Genomic DNA, 26,034 nt, shown 5'->3' with positions numbered 1-26,034 from the left:
ATCGGTGGATCAAGGCTTAGGAATGCTGCCGAGCAGACGCTGCTTCAGCAGGCGAGGCGTATCGAGGCTGAAAGGGCGGCGCGGGAAAGCAGCAAGCGATACCAGGCAGCGATGTAGAGCGGTTGAAGCCCTGAATGCGCGTTGTGTCGTGGAATTGCGCCATGGGTTTCTCCAGGAAGCGAGCCCTTGTCGAGGCGCTGGAGCCCGCCACGAACAACCGTGGGACGCCACCTTTCGATACGCAGACATCTGGACCCCTCACGCTGCGGCATGGCGTCTGAGCATTCGGCACGCCAGCATCGTGCCAGCCGAGTGACCCGTAGATGGGACGACTGTTCGGCGCGCTGAGGCCTGAAGCTGGTCCAGCTGCGATTACCTACGGTTGTTGCAGTTGGAGCACCAGCTTTGGTGGGGTCGTAGTCTCTCTTGAGCCGAAGTCGGCCCCGTCGCTGCTGGTGGTGTTGATGCCAAGCGACAGGATGCCGCCAACCTCACCTTGCAGAGCTGACGCAGATAGTGGCACTTCATAATTGGTGTTCACCGTGACCGGTCCGACACTGCCCAGCACACTGCTGCCCAAAGTTGGCCTTGTGCTGTACGTGAGGCCGCTCTCAGTCCACATGTCTTCCGTAACCAACCTGACGTTCTGCGTACCCGTTGAGCCGCTGGTCGTCGCCCGCAGTTGGAGCTTCGCGCTCACGATCGTCTTTCCTGCGAGTCCCGACAGATCAAACTTCAGATACGAATTGTCGACCGGGCTATTGTCCACCGCGAGCTTCGGCGCCGTCCCGTAGTTCGTCGTCTGCGCCGCGCTGGAAACATAGGCGTCCGCTGTCGGCGTCAACGTCACCGTCTCCGAGGGCGTCGTAGCCGCGGCTGTAGTGAAAGTCCACGTCTTAGCGATGACTGTGTTGCCGGAGGAATCTTTCGCTCCGGTGACCCTCGCGGTGTACTGCGTACCAGGATGGAGGTTGGCGGTGGGATCCAATGTGGCGGTGTTGTTGCTGAGGTTGACGACCGCATCCACAGGAGTGGTTGAAGTTTCCTCGGCCAGCGTGAACGTCGTCCTGTTGACCGTCGTCGAGTCCATGGCCTCCGAAAACGTAGCCGTGACATTTCCGGTGACCGCTGCGTCTGGTGCATTCTCGGCCGGAGTCACTGAGGTCACCGTGGGTGCGGTGGTATCCTGTGGCGGCGTCCCCGTGCCCGATCCTAACTGGAGCACCAGCCTTGGTGGGGTCGTAGTCTCTCTTGAGCCGAAGTCGGCCCCGTCGCTGCTGGTGGTGTTGATGCCAAGCGACAGGATGCCGCCAACCTCACCCTGCAGAGCTGACGCAGACAGTGGCACTTCATAATTGGTGTTCACCGTCACCGGTCCGACACTGCCCAGCACACTGCTGCCCAAAGTTGGCCTTGTGCTGTACGTGAGGCCACTCTCAGTCCACATGTCTTCCGTAACCAACCTGACGTTCTGCGTACCCGTTGAGCCGCTGGTCGTCGCCCGCAGTTGGAGCTTCGCGCTTACGATCGTCTTTCCTGCGAGTCCCGACAGATCAAACTTCAGGTAGGCATTCTCCACCGGGCTGTTGTCCACTACAAGCTTCGGCGCCGTCCCGTAGTTCGTCGTCTGCGCCGCGCTGGAAACATAGGCGTCCGCTGTCGGCGCCAAGGTCTCCGTTTGAGGCGCCGAGATGTCGATTATCCAAGTTCGCTCCGCAGGAGTTGGGTCGGAGTTGCCAGCCGCGTCGGTCGCTCGCACCGCGAAGACGTGCGAGCCAACTGCGAGATCAGCGTATTTCTTCGGCGACGTACATCCCTCGAAGGCACCCCCATCCAAGGCACACTCGAAAGTCCCAGGCTCCGTCGCAGTGAAGGTGAACTCAGCCGAAGTGCTGCTACTGGTCCCTGATGGACCACCTGTAATCGAGGTATTGGGCAGTGTGGTATCCGGTCCGGGGTCTCCTCCTCCGCCCTCTGCTCCTATTTGACGCGGGTCAAAAGTGGTGTCCACAAGCAGCCGAGGGCTGAAAGCATCGGCAATTCGCTGCCAGGAGACAAGCTTGTGATTTTGGTTACCACTGTTGCCGTTGCCCGCATTGGTGTTGTTGTGGTCCTGGCTTGTGAAAAGTCCAGCGGGATAGGAAGGTCCGAGTGGGAAATTGGTGACATCAATCCCGTCTTGACCATTCACACCGTCGACTCCGCCTCCATCGATGATCTTGAAGGAGCCGACGAAGGCGTTGTCACCGCGGTTGTAGATGACGAAGTTGGATCCACCCTGGCTCGACACAATCAGATAACCCGTCCCCTGCCGACCATAATAAATGGCGGAGTTCTTGACGTTCTCCACTATTCGTCCACCGGTTGCCACGGTGCGATCCACGAGTGTCCGGGTTGAACCGTCCCCCGGCTCAGCTCCGTACCGCCACAAGCCGACTTTCTCCTCGGACACATAGACACGTTGCAGCTCATCATCTGCCGAAATGCCTTCGGAGCTGTCGCCGTTGTCGAAAGAACGCACGGCAGTCCCTCGAACCGATCCATTGGAGCCGTCCAGCTCGAACTGGGTTATCACATTCGTATTGAAGTCATGCACAAAGGCGTAATACTTCCCAGAGACTGGGGAGTGATACATTCCGAAGCCGCGAGGCCTACCTGGAGTGCTGATGCGCCCCACCTCTGTCAGGGACCGATCCGCGACGTTCACCTTGTAGAATCGAACGCCGGTCGACTCCACATTCCTCTCCGTCACGCCGACGAGGGCGATGCGCTCACTGCCCAACGGAAAGTTGTACCGGAGATCGACGTTGTTCATACTGCCGTGCAGGTAGAAATGTAACTGGCGCCCCGACAGGTCGTAGACCCCCACGCCTCCGGTACTTAATTTGTCCGTACCGATCACCACGCTCTGCGACGGATCCGTGGGGTGTATCCAGATCGCGGTGTCGTCTGCCGCGTCACTAGAGCTCGGAACGGGTGTTGTCTCTGCCGACGGAGTCACGAGGACGTCCGCCGCATGCGCTTGCGGGGCGATGAGTACGTTGACGCCTGAGAGGGCGGCAGCTAAAACCGCGACAAGCATGAGCCGAAGCAGCGTGGGAGCGTGGCGCAAGGATCCGCCAGCCGCCTGCGTGCGTCGAACACTAACAGTGTGAGCCATGGATTTCCTATCCGTTGGCCGGTGCGCTGCACGAAGGCACCGTAGGAGGCTGATCGTGGAGGTCACCGCGCCCGCGGCAGTTGCCGGGATATTGCGGACCAGCATGAGCACCGCCAGGATCGTACTGATGATGGCCGCACGCCGCCGGAACCGGAGGGAAGCGGATGTACCCCGGTGGAACCGGCGTGTGCCGGCTCCCGGTTGTTTCGTGCCCGGAGCGGAAGGCCGACCTGAGTGCCGCCGGAACAATCCAGTTAAGAAGCTCATCAGGTCCTCCTGCGTGTGGAAAGCGAAGTCTGTTGTTGTGTCGCGTTCGTGCGGCCTTGCGGAAGATGACCTGCCGTCATTGACCGACGGTAATCTGCGCGGCGCCGAGAGCACCACGGCCGGCAGACACCCTCATCACGGTTGGCCGATATAAAGGCTCAATCCGGAGTCTATAGACCAGGAAAAACTACGGTCACCAGTAGTCGGTACCTGTCTTTTGGGCTGGCACTACCTGTTTCCTTGGGTCCGAGAGAGCCGGCGGCGCCCATCTAATGGCGCTTTAGTCGCTCACGATGCACGGCCGTCATGTATCGAGTTGCAGACTGAAATTGACACCCATCTCATCAACCGAGATTAGTTAGTTCGACCCGCCCGTAAGCCGGTCGATCATCGTGCCGCGGAAACCCACCTCCACAGCCCGCAAAATTTCTGGTCACGACTATTTATGTGACTTTCGGAGATAAGTGGCGGCATTCTTCCGGAACTATTTGGTGGCACAGCCTGTGAAACGAGCAGCGTCAAGACGGGCATGTCGCCCCATCCGTGTCCTGCCATGTTGATTCCACAGGTCGCAAGGGCGTTCCCTTGGAGGAACCGAAGCGGGCCCAAACCTGGTCGGCGCGGGGCCCTTCTCGTCGCGGGAAGGATCGTGTTCCTAACCGCGCGCGTCCCCGATGGTGACGGGAGTGGGCGGCCACGTCGAGCCGTCCAGCAACGCGCGATCCCCCAGGTTCTGATCCAGATGCACGGTGCGCTCGACCCAGGGGTTGCCGGGACAGGCGGCGTCACCCGGGATCTGCTGGTAGGTCCAGTACACGGTGATCTCCTCGTCGGTCTCGACGATGACGGGTTCGGCCGCCAGGAAGAGGTCTGGGGCTCGTGCACCGGTGCACTCGATCTCCGAGACCAGCAGATTCACGGTCGCACCGTCCGGGGTCGTGGTGTCGGCAGGCAGGGCGACCTGAGCCCAGGTGCTCCCCTCGGGCAGGGCGGGCCGGGCGCCGCACGTGTCGCCCCAGCTTGTGGCCCGCCACTGGCCGTCCTGACGTCCCAGGACGAGGTGCCAATCGGTGTCCAGGGAGAAGCCCGTCGAATCGCTTGGGGCAAGCAGCAGGCCAAGTGTTTTCTCGCCGCAACCGTGCCGCTCACGGATGGGACCACACTCGCCGTCGATCTGCAGTGGAACGCTGTCGGCGCGCCGACCCAGCAGGGATTCAGCACGAGGATCGTCGAGCCAGGCGTCTACCAGTATGTCTCCACCAGCTCGGGATCGTTCTCCGAGGCAGCCTTGAGCGGCTCACCGCTCTTCGACGAGGCGCACATCACGGGATTTCCCGAATTTCGAATCCCTGACCCGCAGGATCCCGGCGCTGATGTCAACGTCGGTGTCGTCGAGCCGGCAGGCTTCCCCGGTGCGCAGCCCGCTCACCGCCAGCAGACCGAGCAGCGTCACCCAGGTATGCGCCCGAAGCCGGGGCTGCAGCCGGTCCGCGGCCCGGCAGAGGGCGGCGATCTGCTCCGGGGCATAGAGGTGCGGGGTGGCCCGGCAGTAATGATGGATCAGAATATCGTCAGCCGGAACCTCGGTCGCAGGGTCGAGCACCTTCATATGCCGGGCGAAGATCCGGGCCACCATGAGCCGGTGAGACCACCGGACCTCCCGGACGGACCGCGGGGTGGCTCTGGCCCACGCCACCGCCAGATCAGAGGTGATGACCGTGGCCTGTTCACCCTCGAGGTAGCCAATGAAGCTGAAGAGTGTCTGCCCGAACGTGGTGAGCTTGAACCCCAGAGCCCTGCGCATCGCCAGATAGCCTTCGGCATGAACACGCAGTGGCGTGCTCATTGCCGCACGCCCTCGATAGCGGCTCCGGCCGGCCACGGGCGGGCCAGCGGGCGTAACCGCTCCAGGTCGACTTTCGCGTAGACAGTCGTAGCCAGCTGACTGCGGTGACGCAGCACCTGGCCGATGTCCGGCAGAGACGCTCCGGCCCGCAGAAGGTCAGTGCCCAAGGTATGACGCAGCCGGTGCGCACCGGCGTTGCCGATTCCCGCTCTGACGCAGGCCCGGTGCATGACCTGGCGCACCGCACCGGCACTCAGCTGCCGGTACGGGCCGCGGCCAGTCAGGAACAACGCGGTGCAGCCGGTCCCGGTCGGGCGGGCGTGCATCACGTAATCGGTCAGGGCATTCCCTACCCTGACCGGCAGCGGCAGTTGTTCGGTGCGTGAGCCCTTGCCTGTGACCGTGATCAGGCCTGCGCGCCAGTCAATATCGGCAAGCTCCAATGCCGCGGCTTCGGCGCCGCGCAAACCCAGCACCGCGAGCAGCGTCAGGAGAGCCTTGTCGCGCAGCCCGATGCGGGTGCTCGTGTCATGACAGCCCAGCAGCGCTTCCACCTGCCCGTTCGCCAGCGCCCGCGGAACCTGGCTGAGCCGCCATCCGGCAACACCCGGCACCACCGAGGCCAAAGCAACAGGCGTCAATCCGCGGATATACGCGAACCGCAACCAAGACCGCAATGCCGTCACCTGTGCCTTCGCGCTCCAGACGCTGCCCGACTGGATGCTGGCATTGATCACATAGTTGGTCACATCGGCCGGCGAAAGCCCGACCAACGAGACCTCCACCGGTCCGGGCAACGAGGCCAGAAACTTCTTCGACTGCTGCACGTAACAACGCACCGATTCGGCAGCCAGCCCCCGCTCCTGGCGCAGCCACCGCCGATACTCATCCAACAGATCATCCGACGCTGACGACAGGCCGGGTGTCTCATCTGTTTCCATCACGGTCCTCCTGATAGTCAGACCGCCGCCATGACGGCCTAAGTATCAAAAGAGCACGCATCGCCCCGCACCGTATTATCCCGACCGCCCCGGCCCGGATTCCTTGCCGCAAAAGGGAACTGCCTTCGAGGTCGGCATAATCCGGGACTCTACATACGCGGATTTATGCTGACGTCAGCATAAGTCCGCGTAGCGGACTCTCCGCCCCACCCGTAAGCCTTCGGCCGGCATCAGGCCTATCCATCTCTCCATCTCCCTGGCCGGGAGTAGGTAATGGAACGATTACAGATGGTTCCCACGTTCACTGTCGTCCGATTAACGGGTTAGGCACCCGGCTCTACCCCTGCGGCATCGCCACGGCTACGCCGTAGACTTTCAACCGTGGCCTCCCAGCCGCGAAGAGCAAGCCGGACTAGGAGTCCCCCGCCCGAAATGACGGGCGTGCACCGCGTACCAGCCCACATCCACCGGTTGGAGCTGGCGTTGCCTGAAGAGGCGTAACGACACCGGTTCCTCTCGTATACCTTCCCGTTTCGCTCACCGGGCCCGACATATCCGGCAGTCCTAAATCGGCCCGACTTTGTCGAGGCTGCTCCCACCGGTTCTCCGTGATCCCCGAGAACGGCTGCCTCCAGCTTCACTCCGCCGCTACGACGGCGAAGCGACGAAGGTCTTCCACCTCCATTCGCAACAAACAGCGCCTCGTGGCGCACCGCTCAAGGCAACAGTCCACGGTCCCGCGGACAACAAATGTGCCCCCCGCCACCAAACTCCTTTGCAGGCTCACCGACTCACCGACACCAAGGAAGAAACGGGGTTGACCAGGAACACACTCCTTAAGTGTGCTCCCGCACCCGCCAACAGCATCAGGACCCTGTGTCGTACCCCAACAGGAGGCTGAGAATTTTCCACTGCCACGGCGGCGCGAAGCGCCCTGATCCACTCCCTTCCGAACATCTCATGTACAAACGAGTAGGAAACCCCATGGCCAGACCGCAGACAGCCCGTCCCTGTACACGATGAACACCGGTGCCGACGGCGCTGCGTTACCCGTTGTCCAAGCCACCCTGACCGACCAGATGATTCGCCGCTTGGCATCCTGATATCCGATGATCGATGGGCGGCTCCTCCCCGAAACCAGCGCGCTTCCGCGCCGGCGTGATGAAGAGCTTTACTCGGTGCCCTCCGCCGATTGCTTCCTCACGAACTTCGTGATTCAAAACCGTTGCCCACGTTAGACTCCCCCGCTTAACCCAAAACAAGGGTGAGCCGTTGTGGTCAGAACGCCGCATATAGCTAAAACATTGGGCAGCTGCCCGGGGCCGCGGCGTGCTGCGTTACTGACTGCTGCCCTGGAACCGATCTCCTTGGAGTTGCGCAGACGCCATCTTGAAGGACAGCGGGCCGCTGAGTTCCCCGGGCCGGATCCAGGCCTCGTAGCCTTCGGAGGCGGCGAAGAGCGTGCGCCCGGCAGCGTCATCGGCCGCGAGCCAGAGCACTGACGAATCGGCCATGGCGTCGTCAACCACTCCCGTGCGGACGGTGAGGGAGTCCTTGCGGATTTCGACGGGTGTGCCGATGAGCCGGCTCCAGTCGTCGTAGGGGTAGGCGTCCACGGCGGACCTTTCTGGAGTGGGTCGGTTTAACAACCAGTCCCACGACGCGCTGATCCATGGTCAGGATCTGGCAGTTGTTGGACAGGATAGAGCGCGCCACTGAAAAGGAGTCGTGCGCTGTTGTGGCGGGGATGCCGTCCACCTTGGCGGCGATGGCAACACCGATTCCGGTCCTGCAGAACAGGATGGCGCGGTCGGCCAGCCCGTCCCGGATCATCTCCCCCGCAGCTATCCCTACGTACGGGTAGGGCCTGGTGAAGTCCTCGGCTGCATCGCTGCGGTTGACCCTAGGTCGATGACGTCGCTGACGCGCGGGTCAGCGCTGAGGTCTGAGAGGATCCTGTCCTTGTAGTCCACGCCTGCTTCGTCAGCGCCGACGGCGAGCAGCAGTCCGCAGTTCGTCGCGGTCACGGTTGTGCTCCCACGGCCTGCGCAGCGTATGGGCTCTCCGTGGCCGCTGGTTGGGAGCCAGCCAGGTGCGGGCCCATCACGGTGAAGATCATGGCCAGGGAGACCGCGCCGGGATCCGGGGTGCCCACGCTTTTCTCCGCGAGCGGCCGGGCACGGCCCTTGAGCGGGCGAAGCGGGGCGTCAGCGCCGGGGAAGGTGCAGCCCTCGAAGGCGCTGCCGATGGTGCGGGTGCTGCTGTTGGCCTTCCGGGCCGAGCCGTACCACGTCGGCCAGGGCGGCACCGGTTTCGGCGGCTGCCCCGTTATCCTGAAGACCATGAAGTCACCGGCGATGCCTCGGCGTTTGTCGGATTCCGACGGCTTGGCGCTGGCGACGTCATCAGTCACCAGGACGTTTTCCACCTCAACGCCCTCCGCGGCCAGGCGTTCGCTGGCCATCACGAAATCCAGGACGTCTCCGGCGTCGTTGCCGTAGCCTGCTGGGCGGACGGTGAGGTGAAGATGTTTCCCACCACTGCGCCGTCGGCCAGTCCGGAGCCGATCAGGCCAGCGAAGGCCGGGTAGTGGCCGGAGCCGCCGCCGGCGAGGACCGCTACCTTGGGCTTGGCTGGGCGGAACCGCCGGACGGCGCCGCCCGGAACCTGGCGGACCAGGTCCGAGTGGACGTCGCAGAAGCCGGCGAGGGCTTCCTCAGCGAATTCTGCGGGATCATTGAAGATTCTTGTCATGATGGGCTCTCTGACGTCCGCGGCCGTGTTGGCGTGGGGTGGGCGGGACTGCTAGTGGATGTGGCTTCCGCCGTTGATATCGATGGTGGTTCCGGTGAGGTAGGCCGAGTCCTCGGAAGACAGGAAGGTGATCACGGCGGCGATTTCTTCCGTGGTGGCGTTGCGGCCAAGCGGGATGCCGGCGTTGATGGCGGCTTCCTGCTCCTCGGTGCTGCCCACGCGGATGTTGGTGTCCACCGCACCCGGCGTGATGGCGTTGACGGTAACTCCGGTGGCCCCGATTTCGCGGGCCAGTGCCTTGGTGAACCCGAGGATGGCCGCCTTGGCAGCGGAGTAGGGGACCTTCCCGAAGACGCCGCCGCCGCGCTGGGCGGAGACCGAGGACATGTTGACGATCCGGCCCCAGCCGTTAGCGATCATGTCCGGCAGGAAAGCCTTGGTCACCAGGTAGGTGCCGGTGGCGTTGACGTCCATCACCTTGTGCCACAGCTCCAGGGTGGTTTCCAGGAACGGGACCGGCGAGGTGATGCCGGCGATGTTGGCAAGGGCGCCCACCGGCGGCAGGTTGCCGGCAGTGACCTCGGCGGCCACGGCCTTGTACGCCGCGTTCACCGAGGCCTCATTGGCGACGTCGATCTCGTGGCCGAAGGCGGGGACGTTGAATTCGTTGCCGATTTCGGCGGTGACCTTGGCGGACTTTTCGCCGTCGAGGTCCAGGATCACCACGGCCCATCCTTCACTGGCGTAGCGGCGGGCGGTGGTAATGCCGATGCCCCGGTCCGAGGTTGCCCCGGTGAGGACGGCGGTGCGCTGGATGGTGGTCATGATGCTCCTTGGGTGGTTGTGCAGGGGTTCCGAGTGAATTTTCAGATGGTGCAGATGAGGCTTTGCCCTAGATGAGGTCGGTGATGAAGCTTGCGGCTTTGGCGGCTGCCGCCGGGCGTTCGTCGTTGGTGACGTCCCGGGTTTCCAGCTCCAGCGAGAAGTGTCCGGTGTAGCCGTCCGCAGCAAGCCGCTTGAGTCCGGCGGCGAAGTCGGCAGCACCGTTGCCGATGCTGAGGTTGATGTTTCCCGGCACGGCGTCGCGCAGGTGGACGTGGGTGATGCGCCCGCAGTGCCGGTCGAGATAGGCCAGGGGGTCCTCGCCGGCCGCCACGATGTGGCTCAAGTCCATCACAATTCCGACGCCGGAACCCGCCAGCCGGTCTGCCACCAGTCCGGCCCGCTCCAGGTTCCAGCAGAAGCGAAGGAAATGCAGTGATTCGGTCCAGAGTTCGAGGCCGAATTCCGCAGCGCGTTCACGGGCACCAATCAGCTGGGTGGCGATGGTGTCCAGGTCCTCCTGCACGCTGCGGACCGGGCTGTGGTCAAGGGCGCCGCAGGGCAAATGAGCTGTTCGAATCCATGCGCCTGGACGGCTGCTCGGACTGGTCCATGATGTGGCGCCTGGCGTTTCCACTGATCCGCCCGGCGATCGCCACCATCGCCGTGTACAACGCCCTCAACGTCTGGAACAGCTTCCTCTTCCCACTGATCCTGACCCAAAGCGCGTCCAACCGCGTGCTGCCACTGTCGTTGTGGGCGTTCCAGGGAGAATTCACCATCAACACCCCGGCAATCCTCGCCGCAGTAGTCCTCTCCGCCCTGCCACTGGTGTTCGTCTACATCGTCGGCCGCCGCCAACTCGTCGCCGGCCTGACCGCAGGCTTCAGCAAATAACCTAGGAAAAACGGCGACGGAGGGCACGCAAACACGCGCCCTCCGTCGCTCTTCCCCATTCCCGTTTGAGAACTGCCGCTCAGCAACGAGGGCTGCCCGGGCCTGTGCCGCATTCGGCCCCCGTGCCCGCCAACGGTGTTATGCAACCCCGCGGGGCGATAGACGTACGGGTGCTGTCAGGTCCACATGTTTGAGCCTCTCCTCCGCGATAGTTTTCTCAATGTAGTGGTCCAGCTTTTCCAGGGTTGGGAGCACTTTGAGCACGAAGGCCGCAATGTCATCAGTTTCGCCATCACAGAGCGGGGTGACTATCGGGTCCTTCCAGCCACGGCCATCCACCCGATCACCCGCGACGCGATCTTCGCCGCCCATGAGGGCGGCAGGCTCTCGGCACGCGCGCGGAGTCGGCAGTTCCGACGTCGGAAAGGGACCCCCCACCCACCGTACAGAGAAAGAGTGCCTGCGGCGGCCTTACGGAGAGCTCGCTCGCATCCATGAGGCCAGAGAATCGCGCGTCGAGGTAGCCGACGGTTTGGTTTCGCGGCTCATCGTGCTCCGCCCGGGCTACGGCACGGACTTCCGCAATTGCGGAGATGGTGTCATCCCGAACAGATTCAATGGTCCGTCGCTCGCTACTCGTGCGCCAATCCCACGGACCGACGCGGAGCTATATCGCCCGGCGCTGTGCCCCGACAAGCTGGTCAAATACGACCGTTTCTGACCTGCGCCCGCTGTTCGAAGTACGCAATGTTCGTTGGGGTAGATCCTGACAGGGTGCTGCGGAGCCTACTTTGCACAACCTGCGCCGACTCATGGTCAGTAACGCTAAGCTTCTACCTTGTTACCCGATCTCCCCCAATGTGCGCTGACGCAGGTGGGGGGTTGAGTCCAGAATCGGTTGTGAGGAGGGCCTGGGACGTGTCCGGCAATGATGCTGATGTCACTGATGCTGATCTGTGGCTGAAAAGGTTGCACCCGAATTCAGACGTGGCTGTTCCACCGCCTGCAAGCCGGCCGGTGACGATTGCAGACGCTGTTGAGCGGCTGGGCAAGGGCCCTGTGAAGTGGGCTTGCCAGGTCGGGTATGCCATGACGGAGCGGATCATCGCAGAGATCCCCGATTTTGGAGGTGGCCCTGAGCAGTTTGAGTCGCTGCGGATGGGTCCTGAGTCGTCGGTTATTCGTTCGCTGATCTGGATTAGCAGCAAGGGGCAGGGCCTGCCGGCCATCACCGAGGAAGCGCTGCGCGGTGACGTGGATTTTGTTCGCCGCGGGATCTCCTTGGACAAGGTTCTGCGGGGTGTACGTTTGGGTCACGCCCAGATGACCAAGGCCTTTCTCGATTCTTGCCGGGAACTTGTCCCCGAAGCAGAGCGCGTGGACCAGATGCAGATCATTTCTGAGAGCTTGTTCCGCTACATTGACGAGTTTTCCGGCGAGATGGCCGCAACGTACCTGGCTGAGCGGGAGCGGTGGAGCGTCAGTGCGGCCGCGGCAAAAGCTGAAATAATCCGGCAGGTTTTGGACGGCAGCCGCACCGACAGGGCTGAGGCAAGCCGGGAACTGGGCTATGACCTCTCGCGACAGCACGTGGCCCTGACGTTGTGGTTTGATCCGGTGCGGAACAGCGCCGACACCCCGGAACTTGAAGCCACTGCTTTGGATGCCCTTGCCCGGATGGGCGCTACCAAGACACTGGTCATGCCTGTCGGGGGCGGAAGGGTGTGGGCATGGGGCAGCCGTAACAGTTTCCCCGCGCGGCCGACCGCAGATGATTACCGGCCGGCCAAACCGGATGTGCGCATGGCCGCCGGAACCCCCGGGGCAGACATTGCCGGGTTCCAGCGGTCCCATAGGGAAGCGCAGGCCGCCGAGCGAACTTCGAGGCTTCGCCGCAACGGCACAGGATGGGATGCCTACTACGCAGACATTGCGATTGCCAGTCTCTTGTCGGCTGACTTGGATTTGGCCAGGGATCTGGTGGTGCGGGAGCTGGGGCCGCTTGCCAAGGACAATGACAACGCCGCCGACCTTCGGTCCACGTTGCTGTGTTACCTGCAGGAGGAAAGTTCCCCGCATGCTGCCGCGCAGCGTCTGTTCGTCTCCCGCAATACGGTGGCGTACCGGGTGAAGCGCGCCAGTGAATTGCTGGGGTACGACATCGCAGAACGCCGGTTTGAACTGCAGACAGCTCTGGTCCTGGCGGATACCTTCGGTTCGCAAGTACTGGCACCTGAGGGAAGGTAAAAGTTGGAGCAGACGGAAGGGGGGGCAGGGCCTGTGTGGCCCTGCCCCTCCTGCGTTGGGATCGGTGGTTCTTAGATCAGGGGGGTGACTTGTTCCTTCACCCCGAGCAGTGCCCGTCCGTAGGCTTCGCTGGCGATGGCAGGGTTGACGACGGCGTGCCGGGAGCCGGTCTCGAGGTCACGCCATTTCTGCTGCAGCGGGCTGGCTTCTGCGAAGGAGCCGGCGCCCTGGACGTTCAGGAGGATGTCCATGGCCTCGCGGGATCGGGTTGCGACGGTTCCTACATCCATGCGGACGCGGGCGCGGGTTTCGAAGTCGAGGTAATCGGTTCCCTTGGCGGCCGTGTCGATGTCTGATGCGGCACGGAGCATGTGCAGTTCGGCGGTGTCGATCAGAGATGCAGCCTGGGCGATGTTGATCTGGGTTGATCCTGAGTCGGTGGCGCGGTCGTAGAAGGTGTACGCGATGCCTTTGCCTTTGGCGAGTGAATTTTTGACGAAGTCGAGAGCTCCTTTGGCCAGGCCCAGCTGGGGGCCAATGAGGATCAGGGACGCTACCGGCACGAAGGCTGACCGGTAGAGGGCCTCGTCGGTGTGTTCGGTCGGGACCTTGCCTTCGACGGCCTGGGTCAGGGACATGATCCGGTAGTGGGGAACGAACACATCGTTCGCGACAAGGGTGTTGCTGCCGGTGCCGCGCATGCCGGCGACGTGCCAGGTGTCTTCGATGCTCAGCTCGCTCATCGGAATCAGGGCCAGGCCTTGGTCGATCTGTGCGCCGGTTTCGTCGACGACGGGTACGCCGAGGATGGCCCACTGGGAGTGCAGTGACCCAGAGGCGAAGCCCCACTTGCCGGTAACCTTCAGGCCTCCGTCAACGGCAACGGTGCTGGAGCTGGGCGCGAAGACGCCACAGACGCGGGCCTCGGGGTTTTCCTCGTAAACGTCACGCTGCGCCTGGTCCGGGTACAGGCCCATGATCCAACCGCAGACGTTGATCAGGCTGGTGACCCATGCGGTGGAACCGCATGCCTGGCCGAGGGTGGAGGTGACCTTCAGGAAGGTGGAGAAGTCTGCTTCGTGCCCGCCAAGGCGTTTGGGGACGGAAATCTTGAACAGTCCTGCTGCGGCGAGGGCTTCGATGTTTTCTTCCACGACGCGGCGATCCGCTTCAGTCTGGGCCGCGTTCTTCCGCAGAAGGTCCAGGAGGTTGGCCGCCCTGGCCACCAGGTCGGTCTCGGCGGTGTCGGTGGTGGGGGAGGTCTGCTCCGCGGTAATGGTCATCATTGTCCTTCCAGGGGTCCTCAGGGGTTGAGGCCAAAACGGTGTGCTTCCTTGAGAAGCTGTTCCACCATGGTTGCCCCATATCTGCGGCAGGTCTTATGCTCAGCGACCAAAAAAGTGGTCGTGAGCTGCGCCACGTGCCAAGAAGGGTGCCCCAGCTTGGCTCTGAGCACAAAGGGGCTGCCCCAAGTTGTCGTGGCAGCACAAGAGGACCGGGCTTGTGAGCTGCTTCACTGTCATCAGTTCCACATTCTCACCACGACATTGGAGTCCTGATGACCATCATGATTGACCGCCCTGCAGCTTTGGATGCTTCGTCTCTGCGCCGGGCACCGGTACCGTGCCTGTGGCCTCGCTGACTGCGACCAAGCTGCGATGGCTGGCGCGGCACGAGCCGGAGAATGCACGGCGTGTGGCCGCAGTCTGCCTGCCGCATGATTGGCTGTCCTGGCGTTTGGCGGGATACGGCCCTGACAGCGGAGCCCAGGCACTCCATGAACTGCGCACGGATCGCTCCGATGCCTCCGGAACCGGGTACTTTTCGAGCGCCAGCGGGGCCTACCTGCCGGAAGTCCTGGGGCAAACCCTGGGGCATGTTCCTGTGCTGCCGCAGGTCCTCGGCCCCTTGGAAGCAGCGGGAAAGACACCGTCCGGGGCATTGATCGGAGCGGGCGCCGGAGACAATGCCGCCGCCGGGCTTGGCGTGAATGCCGGGCTTGGCGACGTCGTGATCTCGCTCGGAACGTCCGGCACAGTCTTTGCTGTGGCATCGACGCCCTCCGCCGACGCAAGAGGATTGGTAGCGGGCTTTGCCGACGCGAGCGGCCACTATCTTCCCTTGGCATGCACCCTCAACGCCACTCGGGTATTTGACGCCACCGCCGCCATGCTTGCCGTATCCCTGGGCGAACTCTCCGAGCTGGCGCTGACAGCGCCATCGGGAGCCGGGGGATTGACGCTCCTGCCCTATTTCGAGGGCGAGCGCACTCCGAACCTGCCGGACGCGACGGGCTCGCTCCACGGTTTGACCCTTGCGAACTTTACTCCGGCCAATCTGGCAAGGGCCTGCTTCGAGGGAGTGGTTTGTTCCTTGGCGGACGGGCTGGCCGCGCTGGAAGCGCAGGGGGTTGTGGCGGAGCGCATCATTCTTGTGGGAGGCGGCGCCCAGTCCCCCGCGGTCCGGCAAATAGCGGTAGAGGTCTTCGGACTTCCCGTCATCGTGCCCTCTCCAGGCGAATATGTGGCCGACGGCGCCGCGCGCCAGGCCGCGGGGCTCCTCAACGGGAAGTTGCCCGAGTGGCCCCTCGAGTCAGTGCGTTTGTCCGTAAAACCCGGCAATGAACACGGCGGTGAAAACCACGAGGCCTCACCCGTGCTGGCCCAGTATCGCCATTGGGCCAGCACAGCCCATCCCCGAATCCCGTAGGCCGAGCCGGCCCTGGCGTCGGGGCGTTGTACTAACGCTGCAGGGCCCGAACCGTCCAGCTGGCCTCATGGGTGTCGCCCGGAGCCAGCTGGACCAAATCCATTCCCGAGTTGAAGGCATCCGGCGGGCAGGTCATGGGCTCTACGGCCAGTCCCAGCCGGTTCGGCCCCACGACGGGACGGTCTGCCGTGTGGATCTGCAGCCAGGGCCATTCTCGTCCCCAGGACAATTCAACCCCCGTTCCAGAGGGATCGAACACCTGGACGGCCGCCCTTCCGTCCGCGTCCCGGATGATTCCGGTAAAGGCGTGGTCAATCTCTATGCCGTGGAGCAACTTCTCATTGCGGAAATCAAAGCGGTGACCGTCCAGGGGAACGACGTCGAGGGGCAGCAGCCGATCAGGCGTCACCTCAAGAAATTCCCGGGCCGGAATGATGGCAGACCATTCATCCAGCGGGGCGCTTCCCGCGACGAGGTACGGGTGGGGGCACACGCCATATGGAGCCGTGCCTTGACCCGAGTTAGTGGCTGTCACAGTGGCTCGGAGGCCGTCAGCGCTCAAGGTGTAGCTGGCCAGGAGCGCGATGCTGAAGGGGTAGCCCGGGCTGGGTCGGAGGGCGTAGGCCAGTGAAACCGATGTTTCCGTCTTCTCCACGAGTGTCCACAGCTGATCGAAAACCAGTCCGTGCAGGGCTGTGTTCCTCTCCAGCTCATTGATGGGCAGCTGCAACTGTTCGCCGTTTACCGAGTATTTGCCGTCCGCCAGCCGGTTCGGCCACGGAGCGCACACCACGCCACGGTAAGAGGGAATCTCCCCTTCGGGCCCAAACGGCACCACGAGATCGCGCCCGTCGTGAAGCAACTGGCGCAGCGCGCCGCCTCGAGCCGTTATGACGGCCCGATAGCTTCCGTGGCGCAGCTCAAATTCAGTGGCAGGCGCCGTATCGTGGGCAACCTCCGCTAGGAGTTCCGGGGATATTTCGGCAGTGGACTTTTCGGCAGACATGGGACTCCGGCTCGGGATCAGAAGGAATTGTTAGCGCTAATTATTCCATCCAGGCATGCCGAAAAGTCCTGCTGGTCGAAAGATGTCTCCCTAAGAATTACCGACGGCGACATGTGGCTCTTGAGGTCGCTTGCCCCGGCCTATTGTTGTTCCATGCAGCAGCGGGATGTGGTCCAGGAGGTGCGGCATGCTTTGCGCGCCTTGGCAGATCCAGGCCGGGGCGCCGGCGCCCAAGCCTATCTGAAGTCGGATATGCCCTCCCTGGGAGTCCGTGTTCCGGAGGTCCGTCGCATCGTCCGGCAAGCGGCCAAGGAAATGCGGTATTCGTCCCCCGACGAATTGCGGGAGGACGTCCTCCGCTTGTGGCGCGAGGCGGAATACCGGGAGGAATGGTACGCCGCAATCGACATGACGGGGCTCCGGCTGGTTGCCACGGACCTGGGGATGCTTCCCGTTTACGAGGAAATTATCCGGACCGGAGCGTGGTGGGACCTCGTCGACGGCGTCTCCCACCGGATCTGCGCGCTGCTCAAGGCCCATCGCGGCACCATGACGGCAACCCTCCTGGAATGGTCTACCGACCCGGACCTCTGGATACGCCGGGCGTCCATTACCTCCCAGTTGGGGGCGAAAGGCGCGACGGACACGGCCCTGCTCTCAGCGGTGATCCTGCCGAACCTGCCAGATAACGACTTCTTCATCCGCAAGGCAATCGGCTGGGCGCTTCGCGAGTACTCGGCCACCGATCCGGACTGGGTCAGGGAGTTCGTTGGCGACCATAAGGCATCCCTGAGCACGCTTTCGCTGAGGGAGGCGATCCGCAATCTCCCCGAGCACAAACCGCCAAAGCGCGACCTCCCATAGCCGCAAGCTCCTGACTAACTAACTGGCTGGAATAACCCGCTAAATGACGGGGCGTGTGGTGACGGGCTCGTCGCTCTTGCTGAACAAGTGCTTGGTGCGGGGGTCCAGGAAGATCAGGTACAGGGCGAAGAGCAGCGCGATGATCGCCGCGGCGTTACGGGCCAGTGCCAGGGCCAGGCCCAGATCCTCAGTCTGCAGGTACGGGAAGACGTCAAGCTGGTCCGAAATTGCGTAGACCATAAAGAAGGAAACCATGAAGTAGACGGTCTTGACCTGCCAGTCGTCACGGATGCCGGTAACCGCAAAGAGCGGGATGAGCCACACGACATACCACGACTGGATCATGGGGGCGAGGAAGACAATTGCGGCGAACGCCAGGGTGAGACGGCGCATGAGGCGGTCATGCTCCCCCCGGAAAACCTGCCAGGCGACGATCCCCAGGGCGAGGACCTTGCCGGCGTCATACACCCATCTGGCCATGCCCCAGCCATCAAGGCCAAAGACGTTAAAGATCGAGGCGACAATCAGGCCGAGAAGCCCCACCGGGGCGTACCAGATCCAGACGCTTCCGGGAGCGGACAAGCCGTTGATCCAGCCAAAGCCGAAGCCATTCACCAGGCTGAGCAAATACAGAAGTCCAAAGGTGAGCGCCGCCGTCATAAGCCAGAACAGTGCCTTGCGTGGCCAGCTGGCACCCTTGCCCGCCCACAGGAGCCCGATGAAGGGGAGGAAGACTATGGTGATGGGCTTGACGGAAATCGACAGGGTCACCAGCACGATTCCCCGGATAACCCGCTGCGTGGCGCAGTAGTAGAGGCCGGCCAGGGCCAGCCCGATCATCAGGGCGTCGTTGTGGACGCTGGCAATGAAGTTAGTGAGGAACAGCGGATTGGCTGCTGTCAGCCAGAGAGCGCGGTGCGGATTCACTCCGTGCAGCTCGGCCAGCTTGGGGACGTAGATAATGCACAGCACTATTCCAATGACGCCGGCAAGCCGGAACAGCATAATGCTGCCCTCGGGATGCACGTTGGTTGCCCAGACCACGAACTGCTCAATCCACAGGAACAACTGGCCATACGGGACGGGCGCCTCGGTCCACATTTTGTCCGCACCCAGTTGGAAGTAGTTCGGTAGTGCGGAGATCCCGTGCTCGTAGGGATTGATCCCTTCAACCATCAGGCGGCCCTGGCCGATGTAGGCATAAACGTCCCGGCTAAACAGCGGCACCGTGAACATCATGGGCAGGCCCCAGGCCACCACTGCCTGCAATGTTGCTTTGCGCGCCTGGCTTCCCCAGACCATGACGTGCTGCCCGAGGCGCAGCCACGCCCTCACCAGCAGCATGCCGCCGATCGCCAGGAGCACAATGGAGAGCGCCACCCCGAACGCCTCCGTGCGCATCCAGATGAAGAGCGGCAGCCGGCGGAGCTCGGAAACGGGTGCGAGCCAGCCGACGCCGAGGGATCCAAAGACAAGGAACATCGATCCCAGGAACCCCGCCAATAACGGAGAACGAGGATTGTCTACTTCCACCGCAATCGTTTCAGGGGTGGAAGAAATGGCTTCGGCCTTCGACATGTCAGCTATGCGCACCGTCACTTCAGAATCGTCCAATCTATGGCCAAGACATGCTCCCGCCCTGGCCGGAAGCCGGTGCAGGGCGGTCGGCGGCAGGTGAAAAAGACACTGCCGTACTGGCCAAATCTTAGCATCGGAGCCTGCTGCGACGGCCAAGGGATAGGCTTGGCGGGTGCCTATTACTAACGAACGCATCGTGTGGATCGATTGCGAAATGACCGGCCTGGACCTCAAAGCTGACGCCCTCATTGAAGTTGCGGCGCTGGTCACCGATTCAGAGTTGAACATTCTTGGTGACGGTGTGGATGTAGTCATCAAGCCCGACGACGCCGCGCTGGCGCAGATGAACGATTTCGTCCGGGACATGCACACAACTTCACGGCTGCTGGAAGAACTGCCCCATGGCAAGACCATGGCGGAGGCGGAAGCCACAGTTCTTGAGTACATCGAACAGTGGGTGCCGGATCCCCGCAGGGCGCCGCTCGGGGGCAACTCTGTGGGCACTGACCGAATGTTCCTGGCGCGCGACATGCCCCACGTCGTCGAGCACCTGCACTACCGGGTGATAGATGTCAGCACCATCAAGGAGCTCTCGCGCCGCTGGTTCCCCCGCGCCTACTTCCAGTCCCCGCCCAAGCATGGTGGCCACCGCGCCCTCGGCGACATCAGGGACTCGATTGACGAACTCCGCTACTACCGGGAAGCCGTCTTCGTCCCTGCTCCCGGACCTGACACTGCAACCGCCCAGCAGATCGCAAAGCGGATTAGCGCAGCCCCAGCAGGCGCCGAGGTCCCAACCGTAAAGTAATCTGTGCCACGTTTGGAGGAATTTTTGCCGAATAGGGCAAAAGTGGCAAAAGCACTCCAAAACAGCAGGTAAACTATTTGTCGTTGCCTTTCCAGCCAGCCGGTCGAACCGAGCTGAATGTCGGGGCGCATGGTGGGCGTAGCTCAGTTGGCAGAGCGCCTGGTTGTGGTCCAGGAGGTCGCGGGTTCAACCCCCGTCGCTCACCCTCACGAAGACCGGCTGCAACAGCCGCCTTCTTTCAAAGGCCGCACTGGTAATCCAGTGCGGCCTTTGTTCTGTTTCGGCACAAGAACCGTTAAGGAACCCTCCATGACCGTGCTTCCCGTCACCATCTGGGGCGAGCCTGTCCTCCATCGGCGTGCAGCCGAAGTGGAAGTCTTCGACGACGAGCTCCGCACCCTTATCGCGGACATGTTCGAAACGAATGAGGCCGCCAATGGAGTCGGGCTGGCCGCCCCCCAGGTAGGGGTCGGCAAACGTATCTTCGTCTACAAATATCCCAACGACGACGGCGCGCCGCCCACCGGCGTGCTGGTCAACCCGGTCCTCACGCTGTCCAAGATCTCCGGCGCCATGCCGGATCCGGACGAGGACGTTGAAGGCTGCCTGTCATTTCCTGGTGAGCACTATCCTTTGCAGCGTGCCGAATGGGCACGTGTTCAGGGGTTCGACGGCGAAGGCAATCCGGTGGATTTCGAGGCAACGGGCTGGTTCGCCCGGGTGATCCAGCATGAATACGACCACCTGGATGGAAAGCTGTACGTCAACAGGCTTGTGGACCGCTACGCGAAAAAGGCGCTGAAGCAGGCCAAGAGGAACGGCTGGGGCGTCCCGGGGCTGACCTGGATGCCCGGCGTCGACCCGGACCCTTTCGAGCACTGAGACTCACATTGGCAGCGCTCGAGCCTTCCCTCCTGTTTTCGCTCCTGGCCATCTCCGACGACGACCGGCCAGGGTGCGAAGCACTGCTCCAGTCCCCTGCCACACCCCTGCCGGAACTGCGGGCAGGAGTCGTGCGTGCGATGGAGGTCTTCCATAATCGGCTGGGCACTTTTCCTGCCCGTCCGGCTGTGGCCCAGGGAGTCGGCGAGGAGGAATGGCTGGAGGCGATCCTCCGGTTTGCGCCTGATGTCCACCGTTTCCACCTCGAGCAGGGCATCCCGGAGTGGGCCTCCCGCGCCATCCTGGCCGACGTCGGCCTTCAGCTGCGCATCAACCGCCGTGTCCATGGAAGGTTCGGGCTCGACACCTGGTCCTGGCTGACGCTGCACATGGCGGGAAATATCTTTCGGCTCGGCAGGCTCCAGTTCCACTTGCATCGCCTCGAGTCTGCCAAGCCATGGTGTGAAGCCGGCGAGTGGGTCCTGGGAGTCCATATACCGGAAGACGGGAACCTGGCACCGGAGGCCGTTGAGGAAAGCTTTAGCTTGGCCGCCACCTTCTTTGCCCGACATTTCCCCGACAAGCCGGTCACCTTCGCCACCTGCGATTCATGGATGCTGGACCCTTACCTGTCCGCCAGGTTGCCGGACAGTAACATCGCGGCATTTGCCGGACGGTTCACCTTGGATCGCTGTACGGATGCCCCCACGGACGCCATCTACTTCACCTTCCGTCAGCGGGGACTGGATCAACTGGACCTCCTGCCGCGTGAGACGTCACTCCAGCGCGTCGTCCTGGAGAGGATCGACGACGGCGGCACCTGGCAACTTGGACACGGCCACCTTCGCCTCCCCGGAGCTCCGGCTTAGCCGGGCCGCACGGTTGCCTGTTGGGGGCAGGAAGCGAGCACCCGTTTCATGGCGTCCTTCTCCGCCTGCGTCACCCAGAGCTGATAGGAGGCCTTGACGGAGATCTGCCGCGCAACATAGTGGCAGCGGATGGCCTTGTTCCTCGGCAGCCACGTTGCGGCATCCCCGGCGCCCTTCTCGCTATTCTCCGGGCCGTCCACAGCAATCAGGTTCACGGGATCGTTGGCAAGGCTCTGGCGCTGCTGTGCGGTGAGCTGCTGTGCACCCTTCTGCCAGGCATCGCCAAGGGCCACAACGTGATCTATCTGCAGGGCTTTTGAGCTCTCCGGGCCGCGGCGGAATTCAACCCTGTGGCCGGTATACGGCTCATGAAGTTCTCCGGAGGCCACTCGGCAGGCCGATCCCTGGGTGTATTCCACCTTGGCGAGGTCTCGGCGGAGGATGTCGTTGCGGGTGTCGCAGCCGTTCCGGTCCACGTCCTGCCATGCCTGGCCAAAGGCTGAACGCTCATAATTGTCACTGTTTGCCCTGCCCTTGACGGGAAGGCCTTCGAGAACATCCCCTGCATGGCCTTCCGGCACAGGAAGCACGGGAACAACGGGTTTCATCCATGCAGGATCATAAACGGGAGCCTGGGAAGGTCCTGCGACGGTGGGCTCTGCGAGTTCGAATTGTCCGCTGGAAAAGAACCATATGAGTACCGCGGCCAGCGTCGCGGCCAGAATCAGCAGAAGTGCCCAAACCTGCCGGGATCGGCGCCGGGCACGGCGATATGCGGTCCAGGTGATGCTCAAAGGGGGTAGCCTCCGTCGATGAGGAATGTGTCCCTTTGAGGCTAGGCCAAGGCACCGACAGTATTCCGTCTTTCCACAGTGTTGGGGAGAAGACGGTTGTGGAGGAGGAGAACGGCTGTCGGGGAGAAGACGGGCTTCGCCCCCGCCTGCTATTGCTCCTTCATCACCCTGCGGAGGTCCTCGGCGGCGATGTCCAGCAGCCCCTGGAGCTGGCGGACGCGATCCTCGCCGATCTCCCCTGCCGCATACGCGGCCTTCGCCTCATCAAGCAGGCGCTGTGCCTGCTTGTGGTTCGCTTTCGCGATATCGAGGGCCCGCTCCAGTGTGGTTTCGTGTTCCAAAGTCCCGTCCGTTTCCATGACACCATTCTGAACAGCTTTGCCGGCTGATTCCAGAGTGAACCAGCCGGCAAAGCGCAAGTCAGGAGAACGTGTTGGGCTGGATTAGGCCGCGCCCACCGGCTGCAGGGCCTCAATTACGTGCTCCGCGTCGTTCGCAACAGTGGCGGTAGATACTTTCGCCGGGAACGACGGCGGGTTGACGCCTGCCATTTCCTCCATGACGCGCACTACTTGGCAGCTGTAGCCGAACTCGTTGTCGTACCAAACGTAAACGACGAGGTTCTTGTCGTTCGCGATGGTGGCAAGGCCATCGACGATTCCGGCGCGGCGGGAGCCGACGAAATCCGTGGAAACAACTTCCGGGGAGTCGATGAAGTCAATCTGCTTGCGCAGGTCCGAGTGCAGTGACATCTGGCGAAGGTACTCGTTGACCTCGTCCTTGGTGGTCCCCTTCTCCAGGTTGAGGTTCAGGATGGCCATGGAGACATCCGGGGTGGGGACGCGAATGGCATTGCCCGTGAGCTTGCCCTGGAGCTCGGGCAGTGCCTTGGCCACAGCCTTGGCTGCGCCGGTTTCCGTGATCACCATGTTCAGGGCGGCGGAGCGTCCCCGGCGATCGCCCTTGTGGAAGTTGTCGATCAGGTTCTGGTCATTGGTGAACGAGTGGACCGTTTCCACGTGGCCATGTATGACGCCGAACTTGTCGTTGAGGGCCTTCAACACTGGAGTGATGGCGTTGGTGGTGCAGGACGCTGCGGAGACGATCGTGTCGGCATCGTTGATGGACGTGTGGTTGATGCCGTGAACGATGTTCTTCAGCTCGCCCTTGCCCGGAGCGGTGAGCAGCACGCGTGCCACACCCTTGCTCTGCAGGTGCTGGGACAGGCCCTCGGCATCGCGCCAGCGGCCCGTGTTGTCCACTACGAGGGCGTCCTTGATGCCGTACGAGGTGTAGTCGATGGTGGCGGGGTCGTTCGAGTAGATGACCTGGATCTGCACACCATTGGCGGTGATGGTGTTGGCGTCCTCGTCGATGCGGATGGTGCCTTCGAACGAGCCGTGGACGGAGTCGCGGCGCAGGAGGCTGGCACGCTTGGCAAGGTCGTTCTCGGCGCCCTTGCGGACCACGATGGCACGCAGGCGCAGCCCGTGTCCGCCGCCGGCCTTTTCGATGAGGAGGCGTGCCAGGAGCCGGCCGATGCGGCCGAAACCGTAGAGGACGACGTCGGTGCTGGTGCGGTCATCAGCGCCGCGCTTGCCCACGACCTCGGCCAGCTCAGCGCGCAGGAAATCCTCCAGCGAAACGCCTGCAGCCTCGGCTTTGTACTTGGCGTTGAGGCGGGCGATGTCGATCGCTGCCGCCCCCAGCTCCAGTTCAGCGAGCGCGTTGAGCAGCGGGGCCGTTTCTTCCAGCGGAAGTTCGGCGTTGCTCATCCGGCGGGCAAAGCGGTGCGCTTTCAGGATGCTCATGCTCGACTTGTTGATCAGGCTGCGTCCGTGGATGCTGGTCACCACGTTGTTCTCGCGGTACAGCCGGCCAATCACGGGAATCATGGCCTCGGCCAGTGCTTCGCGGCCCATCCACGTATCAAGACAAGAATCTGACGTCTGGCTCACAGAACTACCTTCCTTGGGTCAACCGCATACGTCCTCGTTATGCAGATGGTGGCCGCCAGGAGTAATCCTGCGGCACAGGCACCAGCCGGGCTTCGGTCTGCCCGGGATGCCTTGAACGAGTGCAAAGAAAAGCCGCCGGCTGCAAACGCAGGACCCGGCGGGCAGAACATCTACGTTCACTACCCATTCTAGGGGTTCACCCTCCCGCGGCAGGCCGCCGTCGAGCGTGAATTCACTCACACGGCAAGTCACCCACAGGCACATCACTCACACGTAAGGCGGATGGGACAGCCGATACGCCGGGTTCTGTTCTCCCGAGCCGTTGCCAGCAAGGGAGTGACGGCCATCCATCTACGAGCGCCGTTACCGGCGCCCTCCAGCGGCCTACCCGGGCACTCGGGCGGGCAGCCCTCAAACGTGCCCTGTCTGGCCTTGCTCCGGGTGGGGTTTACCTAGCCTCCCCGGTCACCCGGGGAGCTGGTGGTCTCTTACACCGCCGTTTCACCCTTACCTGCAATTCCTTGCGCTGACGCAAGGAGTACAGGCGGTCTATTTTCTGTGGCACTGGCCTGCGGGTTGCCCCGAGTGGGTGTTACCCACCACCCTGCCCTGCGGAGCCCGGACGTTCCTCGAGCCACTTTCGTGACGCGCGGCCGCCTGGCTGTCCCATCCTCAACCATTCTACCGGGGCCACAAGGAAGCCCTGCCCACAAGGGAAGCCGAAGGGAGGGCCGCGGGAAGCCCTGGTTCTGCACCGGTAGTATCGACTGGTGCTGATTCTCCTCCCCCCGTCAGAAGGCAAGACTCCCGCCGTCGACGGCCCCGCCGTCGACTGGGAGTCCCTGAGCTTTCCCGAACTCAATCCGAGCCGGGCCAAAGTCCTGGAAGCCCTGGGCACGGTGAGTGCCCATGAAGATGCCCTCGCGCTCCTGGGAGTCGGCGCATCGCTAAGGGACGACGTCGCACGGAACACCCGACTGCATTCGGAACCGGCCGCTCCAGCGCATCAGGTCTACTCGGGAGTGCTGTACGACGCGCTTGGCTTCAAGAGCATGACAGCCGCGCAGAGGCGGAGGGCGACCGAGAGCGTCCTGGTCATTTCCGCGTTGTGGGGTGCCATCGCCTATGGGGACCGGGTGCCTGCCTACCGGCTGTCCATGGGAACGGCACTGCCCGACGTCGGACGCCTCGCCACGTTCTGGAAGGCACACCTGCCCGGGGCCCTCGCCGCCAGGGCAGAGGGCCAACTGCTGGTCGACTGCCGCTCCAGCACGTACGCGGCCGCCTGGACGCCGCCGCCGTCGCAGACTGTTTCAGTGAACGTGTTCACCGAGGCCAACGGGAAGAGGACGGTAGTTAGCCACTTCGCCAAGCACACGCGCGGAGAACTGGCCCGGCACCTGGTGACCCGGCGAGGTAAGGCGCCGGAAACACCCGCCGGGCTGCTCAAGGTCGCGCGCGAGGCTTGGAAAGCCGAACTGGTCGAAGGCACGCCCCGCAAGGCTCACGCCCTGAACATCATCCTCAACCCGACCAGCTAGTCCGAAAATGAGGTGGGCCAGTGTGTGGTGTGGGCAGGGTTGAGTGATCGGTGGGCGGCACCGGGTGTGAGGCATTGGTGGTGGGTTATGT

General features: G+C 63.0%; 20 protein-coding genes, 1 tRNA gene, 1 other RNA gene and 5 pseudogenes. 9 read left to right on the top strand and 18 right to left on the bottom strand.

What is annotated here, in order from left to right; all coding sequences use genetic code 11:
- Positions 1 to 376: 376 nt before the first annotated feature.
- From J7E82_RS11440 to J7E82_RS11400, 10 genes and pseudogenes are all read right to left on the bottom strand, one after another.
- Positions 377 to 3,160, bottom strand: coding sequence for a phytase (locus J7E82_RS11440; protein ID WP_214862732.1), 2,784 nt, complete (start codon positions 3,158 to 3,160; stop codon positions 377 to 379).
- A gap of 922 nt (positions 3,161 to 4,082) precedes the next feature.
- Entirely contained in the window at positions 4,083 to 4,346 is a 264-nt protein-coding gene (locus J7E82_RS11435) for a hypothetical protein (protein WP_214862731.1), read from the bottom strand.
- Between the two features lie 378 nt (positions 4,347 to 4,724).
- Positions 4,725 to 5,273: a tyrosine-type recombinase/integrase gene (locus tag J7E82_RS11430; RefSeq protein WP_214862730.1), complete on the bottom strand. Its 549-nt coding sequence runs from the start codon at positions 5,271 to 5,273 to the stop codon at positions 4,725 to 4,727.
- On the bottom strand, positions 5,270 to 6,214 hold the full coding sequence (locus J7E82_RS11425; RefSeq protein ID WP_214862729.1) for a tyrosine-type recombinase/integrase: 945 nt from the start codon (positions 6,212 to 6,214) through the stop codon (positions 5,270 to 5,272). Before J7E82_RS11425 ends, J7E82_RS11430 begins: the two co-directional genes overlap by 4 nt.
- Before the next feature lie 1,337 nt (positions 6,215 to 7,551).
- Positions 7,552 to 7,830, bottom strand: a complete 279-nt coding sequence (locus tag J7E82_RS11420) for a hypothetical protein (RefSeq protein WP_214862728.1) — start codon at positions 7,828 to 7,830, stop codon at positions 7,552 to 7,554.
- Between the two features lie 34 nt (positions 7,831 to 7,864).
- Positions 7,865 to 8,220 (bottom strand): annotated as a pseudogene (locus tag J7E82_RS11415) (RpiB/LacA/LacB family sugar-phosphate isomerase); the annotation flags it as partial.
- A 17-nt stretch (positions 8,221 to 8,237) separates the two neighbouring features.
- A complete protein-coding gene (locus tag J7E82_RS21210) occupies positions 8,238 to 8,369 on the bottom strand; it encodes a hypothetical protein (protein WP_308113773.1) in 132 nt (43 codons plus the stop codon).
- 99 nt (positions 8,370 to 8,468) lie between these two features.
- Positions 8,469 to 8,968, bottom strand: a pseudogene (locus J7E82_RS11410) (dihydroxyacetone kinase subunit DhaK); the annotation flags it as partial.
- A 51-nt stretch (positions 8,969 to 9,019) separates the two neighbouring features.
- Entirely contained in the window at positions 9,020 to 9,793 is a 774-nt protein-coding gene (locus J7E82_RS11405) for an SDR family NAD(P)-dependent oxidoreductase (protein WP_214862727.1), read from the bottom strand.
- Between the two features lie 67 nt (positions 9,794 to 9,860).
- Positions 9,861 to 10,355, bottom strand: a pseudogene (locus tag J7E82_RS11400) (sugar phosphate isomerase/epimerase family protein); the annotation flags it as partial.
- On the opposite strand from J7E82_RS11400, the pseudogene J7E82_RS11395 reads away from it, so the two are divergent.
- A pseudogene (locus J7E82_RS11395) lies at positions 10,355 to 10,687 on the top strand (carbohydrate ABC transporter permease); the annotation flags it as partial. The pseudogenes J7E82_RS11400 and J7E82_RS11395 overlap by 1 nt on opposite strands.
- Positions 10,688 to 10,825: 138 nt before the next feature.
- Here J7E82_RS11395 and J7E82_RS11390 read toward each other — a convergent pair.
- On the bottom strand, positions 10,826 to 11,059 hold the full coding sequence (locus J7E82_RS11390; RefSeq protein WP_214862725.1) for a hypothetical protein: 234 nt from the start codon (positions 11,057 to 11,059) through the stop codon (positions 10,826 to 10,828).
- Between the two features lie 615 nt (positions 11,060 to 11,674).
- Between J7E82_RS11390 and J7E82_RS21205 the strand changes: the two genes are divergently transcribed.
- Positions 11,675 to 12,934, top strand: coding sequence for a CdaR family transcriptional regulator (locus J7E82_RS21205; protein WP_214862724.1), 1,260 nt, complete (start codon positions 11,675 to 11,677; stop codon positions 12,932 to 12,934).
- Positions 12,935 to 13,005: 71 nt separating this feature from the next.
- Here the strand turns inward: J7E82_RS21205 and J7E82_RS11380 are convergent, their stop codons facing one another.
- Positions 13,006 to 14,220, bottom strand: coding sequence for an acyl-CoA dehydrogenase family protein (locus J7E82_RS11380; RefSeq protein ID WP_214862723.1), 1,215 nt, complete (start codon positions 14,218 to 14,220; stop codon positions 13,006 to 13,008).
- 319 nt (positions 14,221 to 14,539) lie between these two features.
- Here J7E82_RS11380 and J7E82_RS11375 point away from each other — a divergent pair.
- Positions 14,540 to 15,643 (top strand): annotated as a pseudogene (locus tag J7E82_RS11375) (FGGY-family carbohydrate kinase); the annotation flags it as partial.
- Positions 15,644 to 15,674: 31 nt separating this feature from the next.
- Here J7E82_RS11375 and J7E82_RS11370 read toward each other — a convergent pair.
- The gene (locus J7E82_RS11370) at positions 15,675 to 16,649 is read right to left on the bottom strand and encodes an aldose 1-epimerase family protein (RefSeq protein WP_214862721.1); all 975 of its coding nucleotides are present in this window, start codon (positions 16,647 to 16,649) and stop codon (positions 15,675 to 15,677) included.
- A gap of 153 nt (positions 16,650 to 16,802) precedes the next feature.
- Here J7E82_RS11370 and J7E82_RS11365 point away from each other — a divergent pair, with 153 nt between their 5' ends.
- The gene (locus J7E82_RS11365; protein WP_214862720.1) at positions 16,803 to 17,513 is read left to right on the top strand and encodes a DNA alkylation repair protein; all 711 of its coding nucleotides are present in this window, start codon (positions 16,803 to 16,805) and stop codon (positions 17,511 to 17,513) included.
- A 39-nt stretch (positions 17,514 to 17,552) separates the two neighbouring features.
- Here J7E82_RS11365 and mptB read toward each other — a convergent pair whose 3' ends face one another.
- The gene (gene mptB, locus J7E82_RS11360) at positions 17,553 to 19,091 is read right to left on the bottom strand and encodes a polyprenol phosphomannose-dependent alpha 1,6 mannosyltransferase MptB (RefSeq protein ID WP_214862733.1); all 1,539 of its coding nucleotides are present in this window, start codon (positions 19,089 to 19,091) and stop codon (positions 17,553 to 17,555) included.
- A gap of 172 nt (positions 19,092 to 19,263) precedes the next feature.
- Between mptB and orn the strand changes: the two genes are divergently transcribed.
- From orn to J7E82_RS11340, 4 genes are all read left to right on the top strand, one after another.
- Positions 19,264 to 19,899 carry an oligoribonuclease gene (orn, locus tag J7E82_RS11355; RefSeq protein WP_214862719.1) on the top strand — a complete coding sequence of 212 codons (636 nt, stop codon included), beginning with the start codon at positions 19,264 to 19,266 and terminating at the stop codon, positions 19,897 to 19,899.
- Positions 19,900 to 20,031: 132 nt separating this feature from the next.
- Positions 20,032 to 20,104 (top strand) — tRNA-His (locus J7E82_RS11350).
- A 104-nt stretch (positions 20,105 to 20,208) separates the two neighbouring features.
- Positions 20,209 to 20,781 carry a peptide deformylase gene (def, locus tag J7E82_RS11345; RefSeq protein WP_214862718.1) on the top strand — a complete coding sequence of 191 codons (573 nt, stop codon included), beginning with the start codon at positions 20,209 to 20,211 and terminating at the stop codon, positions 20,779 to 20,781.
- A gap of 8 nt (positions 20,782 to 20,789) precedes the next feature.
- On the top strand, positions 20,790 to 21,650 hold the full coding sequence (locus J7E82_RS11340) for an acyltransferase domain-containing protein (RefSeq protein WP_214862717.1): 861 nt from the start codon (positions 20,790 to 20,792) through the stop codon (positions 21,648 to 21,650).
- On the opposite strand, the gene J7E82_RS11335 is transcribed toward J7E82_RS11340, so the two are convergent.
- The 4 genes from J7E82_RS11335 to rnpB all read right to left on the bottom strand — a co-directional run bounded on the left by J7E82_RS11335 (position 21,647) and on the right by rnpB (position 25,071).
- Positions 21,647 to 22,444 (bottom strand): HNH endonuclease family protein, encoded by a 798-nt coding sequence (locus J7E82_RS11335; protein ID WP_214862716.1) that lies wholly within the window; start codon positions 22,442 to 22,444, stop codon positions 21,647 to 21,649. The two genes, J7E82_RS11340 and J7E82_RS11335, sit on opposite strands and share 4 nt — an antisense overlap.
- Positions 22,445 to 22,593: 149 nt before the next feature.
- Positions 22,594 to 22,803, bottom strand: coding sequence for a hypothetical protein (locus J7E82_RS11330; protein WP_214862715.1), 210 nt, complete (start codon positions 22,801 to 22,803; stop codon positions 22,594 to 22,596).
- An 84-nt stretch (positions 22,804 to 22,887) separates the two neighbouring features.
- Entirely contained in the window at positions 22,888 to 24,402 is a 1,515-nt protein-coding gene (locus J7E82_RS11325; RefSeq protein WP_308113770.1) for a glyceraldehyde-3-phosphate dehydrogenase, read from the bottom strand.
- Between the two features lie 279 nt (positions 24,403 to 24,681).
- An RNA gene (gene rnpB, locus J7E82_RS11320) (RNase P RNA component class A) lies at positions 24,682 to 25,071 on the bottom strand.
- A gap of 101 nt (positions 25,072 to 25,172) precedes the next feature.
- Here rnpB and J7E82_RS11315 point away from each other — a divergent pair.
- Positions 25,173 to 25,943, top strand: a complete 771-nt coding sequence (locus tag J7E82_RS11315) for a YaaA family protein (RefSeq protein ID WP_214862714.1) — start codon at positions 25,173 to 25,175, stop codon at positions 25,941 to 25,943.
- The last annotated feature ends 91 nt before the right edge of the window (positions 25,944 to 26,034 follow it).

The sequence above is a fragment of the Arthrobacter sp. ISL-30 genome (genome assembly GCF_018613855.1).
In the GTDB taxonomy this organism is placed as follows: domain Bacteria; phylum Actinomycetota; class Actinomycetes; order Actinomycetales; family Micrococcaceae; genus Arthrobacter.
This window is presented reverse-complemented; position numbering and strand designations above follow the sequence as displayed.

Bases quoted from the DNA above. Each gene is read 5' to 3' on its own strand.
- J7E82_RS11440 (WP_214862732.1), bottom strand. From the start codon at position 3,160: ATGGCTCACACTGTTAGTGTTCGACGCACGCAGGCGGCTGGCGGATCC.
- J7E82_RS11430 (WP_214862730.1), bottom strand. From the start codon at position 5,273: ATGAGCACGCCACTGCGTGTTCATGCCGAAGGCTATCTGGCGATGCGC.
- J7E82_RS11425 (WP_214862729.1), bottom strand. From the start codon at position 6,214: ATGGAAACAGATGAGACACCCGGCCTGTCGTCAGCGTCGGATGATCTG.
- J7E82_RS11405 (WP_214862727.1), bottom strand. From the start codon at position 9,793: ATGACCACCATCCAGCGCACCGCCGTCCTCACCGGGGCAACCTCGGAC.
- J7E82_RS11390 (WP_214862725.1), bottom strand. From the start codon at position 11,059: ATGGGCGGCGAAGATCGCGTCGCGGGTGATCGGGTGGATGGCCGTGGC.
- J7E82_RS11380 (WP_214862723.1), bottom strand. From the start codon at position 14,220: ATGATGACCATTACCGCGGAGCAGACCTCCCCCACCACCGACACCGCC.
- J7E82_RS11370 (WP_214862721.1), bottom strand. From the start codon at position 16,649: ATGTCTGCCGAAAAGTCCACTGCCGAAATATCCCCGGAACTCCTAGCG.
- J7E82_RS11365 (WP_214862720.1), top strand. From the start codon at position 16,803: ATGCAGCAGCGGGATGTGGTCCAGGAGGTGCGGCATGCTTTGCGCGCC.
- mptB (WP_214862733.1), bottom strand. From the start codon at position 19,091: ATGTCGAAGGCCGAAGCCATTTCTTCCACCCCTGAAACGATTGCGGTG.
- def (WP_214862718.1), top strand. From the start codon at position 20,209: ATGACCGTGCTTCCCGTCACCATCTGGGGCGAGCCTGTCCTCCATCGG.
- J7E82_RS11330 (WP_214862715.1), bottom strand. From the start codon at position 22,803: ATGGAAACGGACGGGACTTTGGAACACGAAACCACACTGGAGCGGGCC.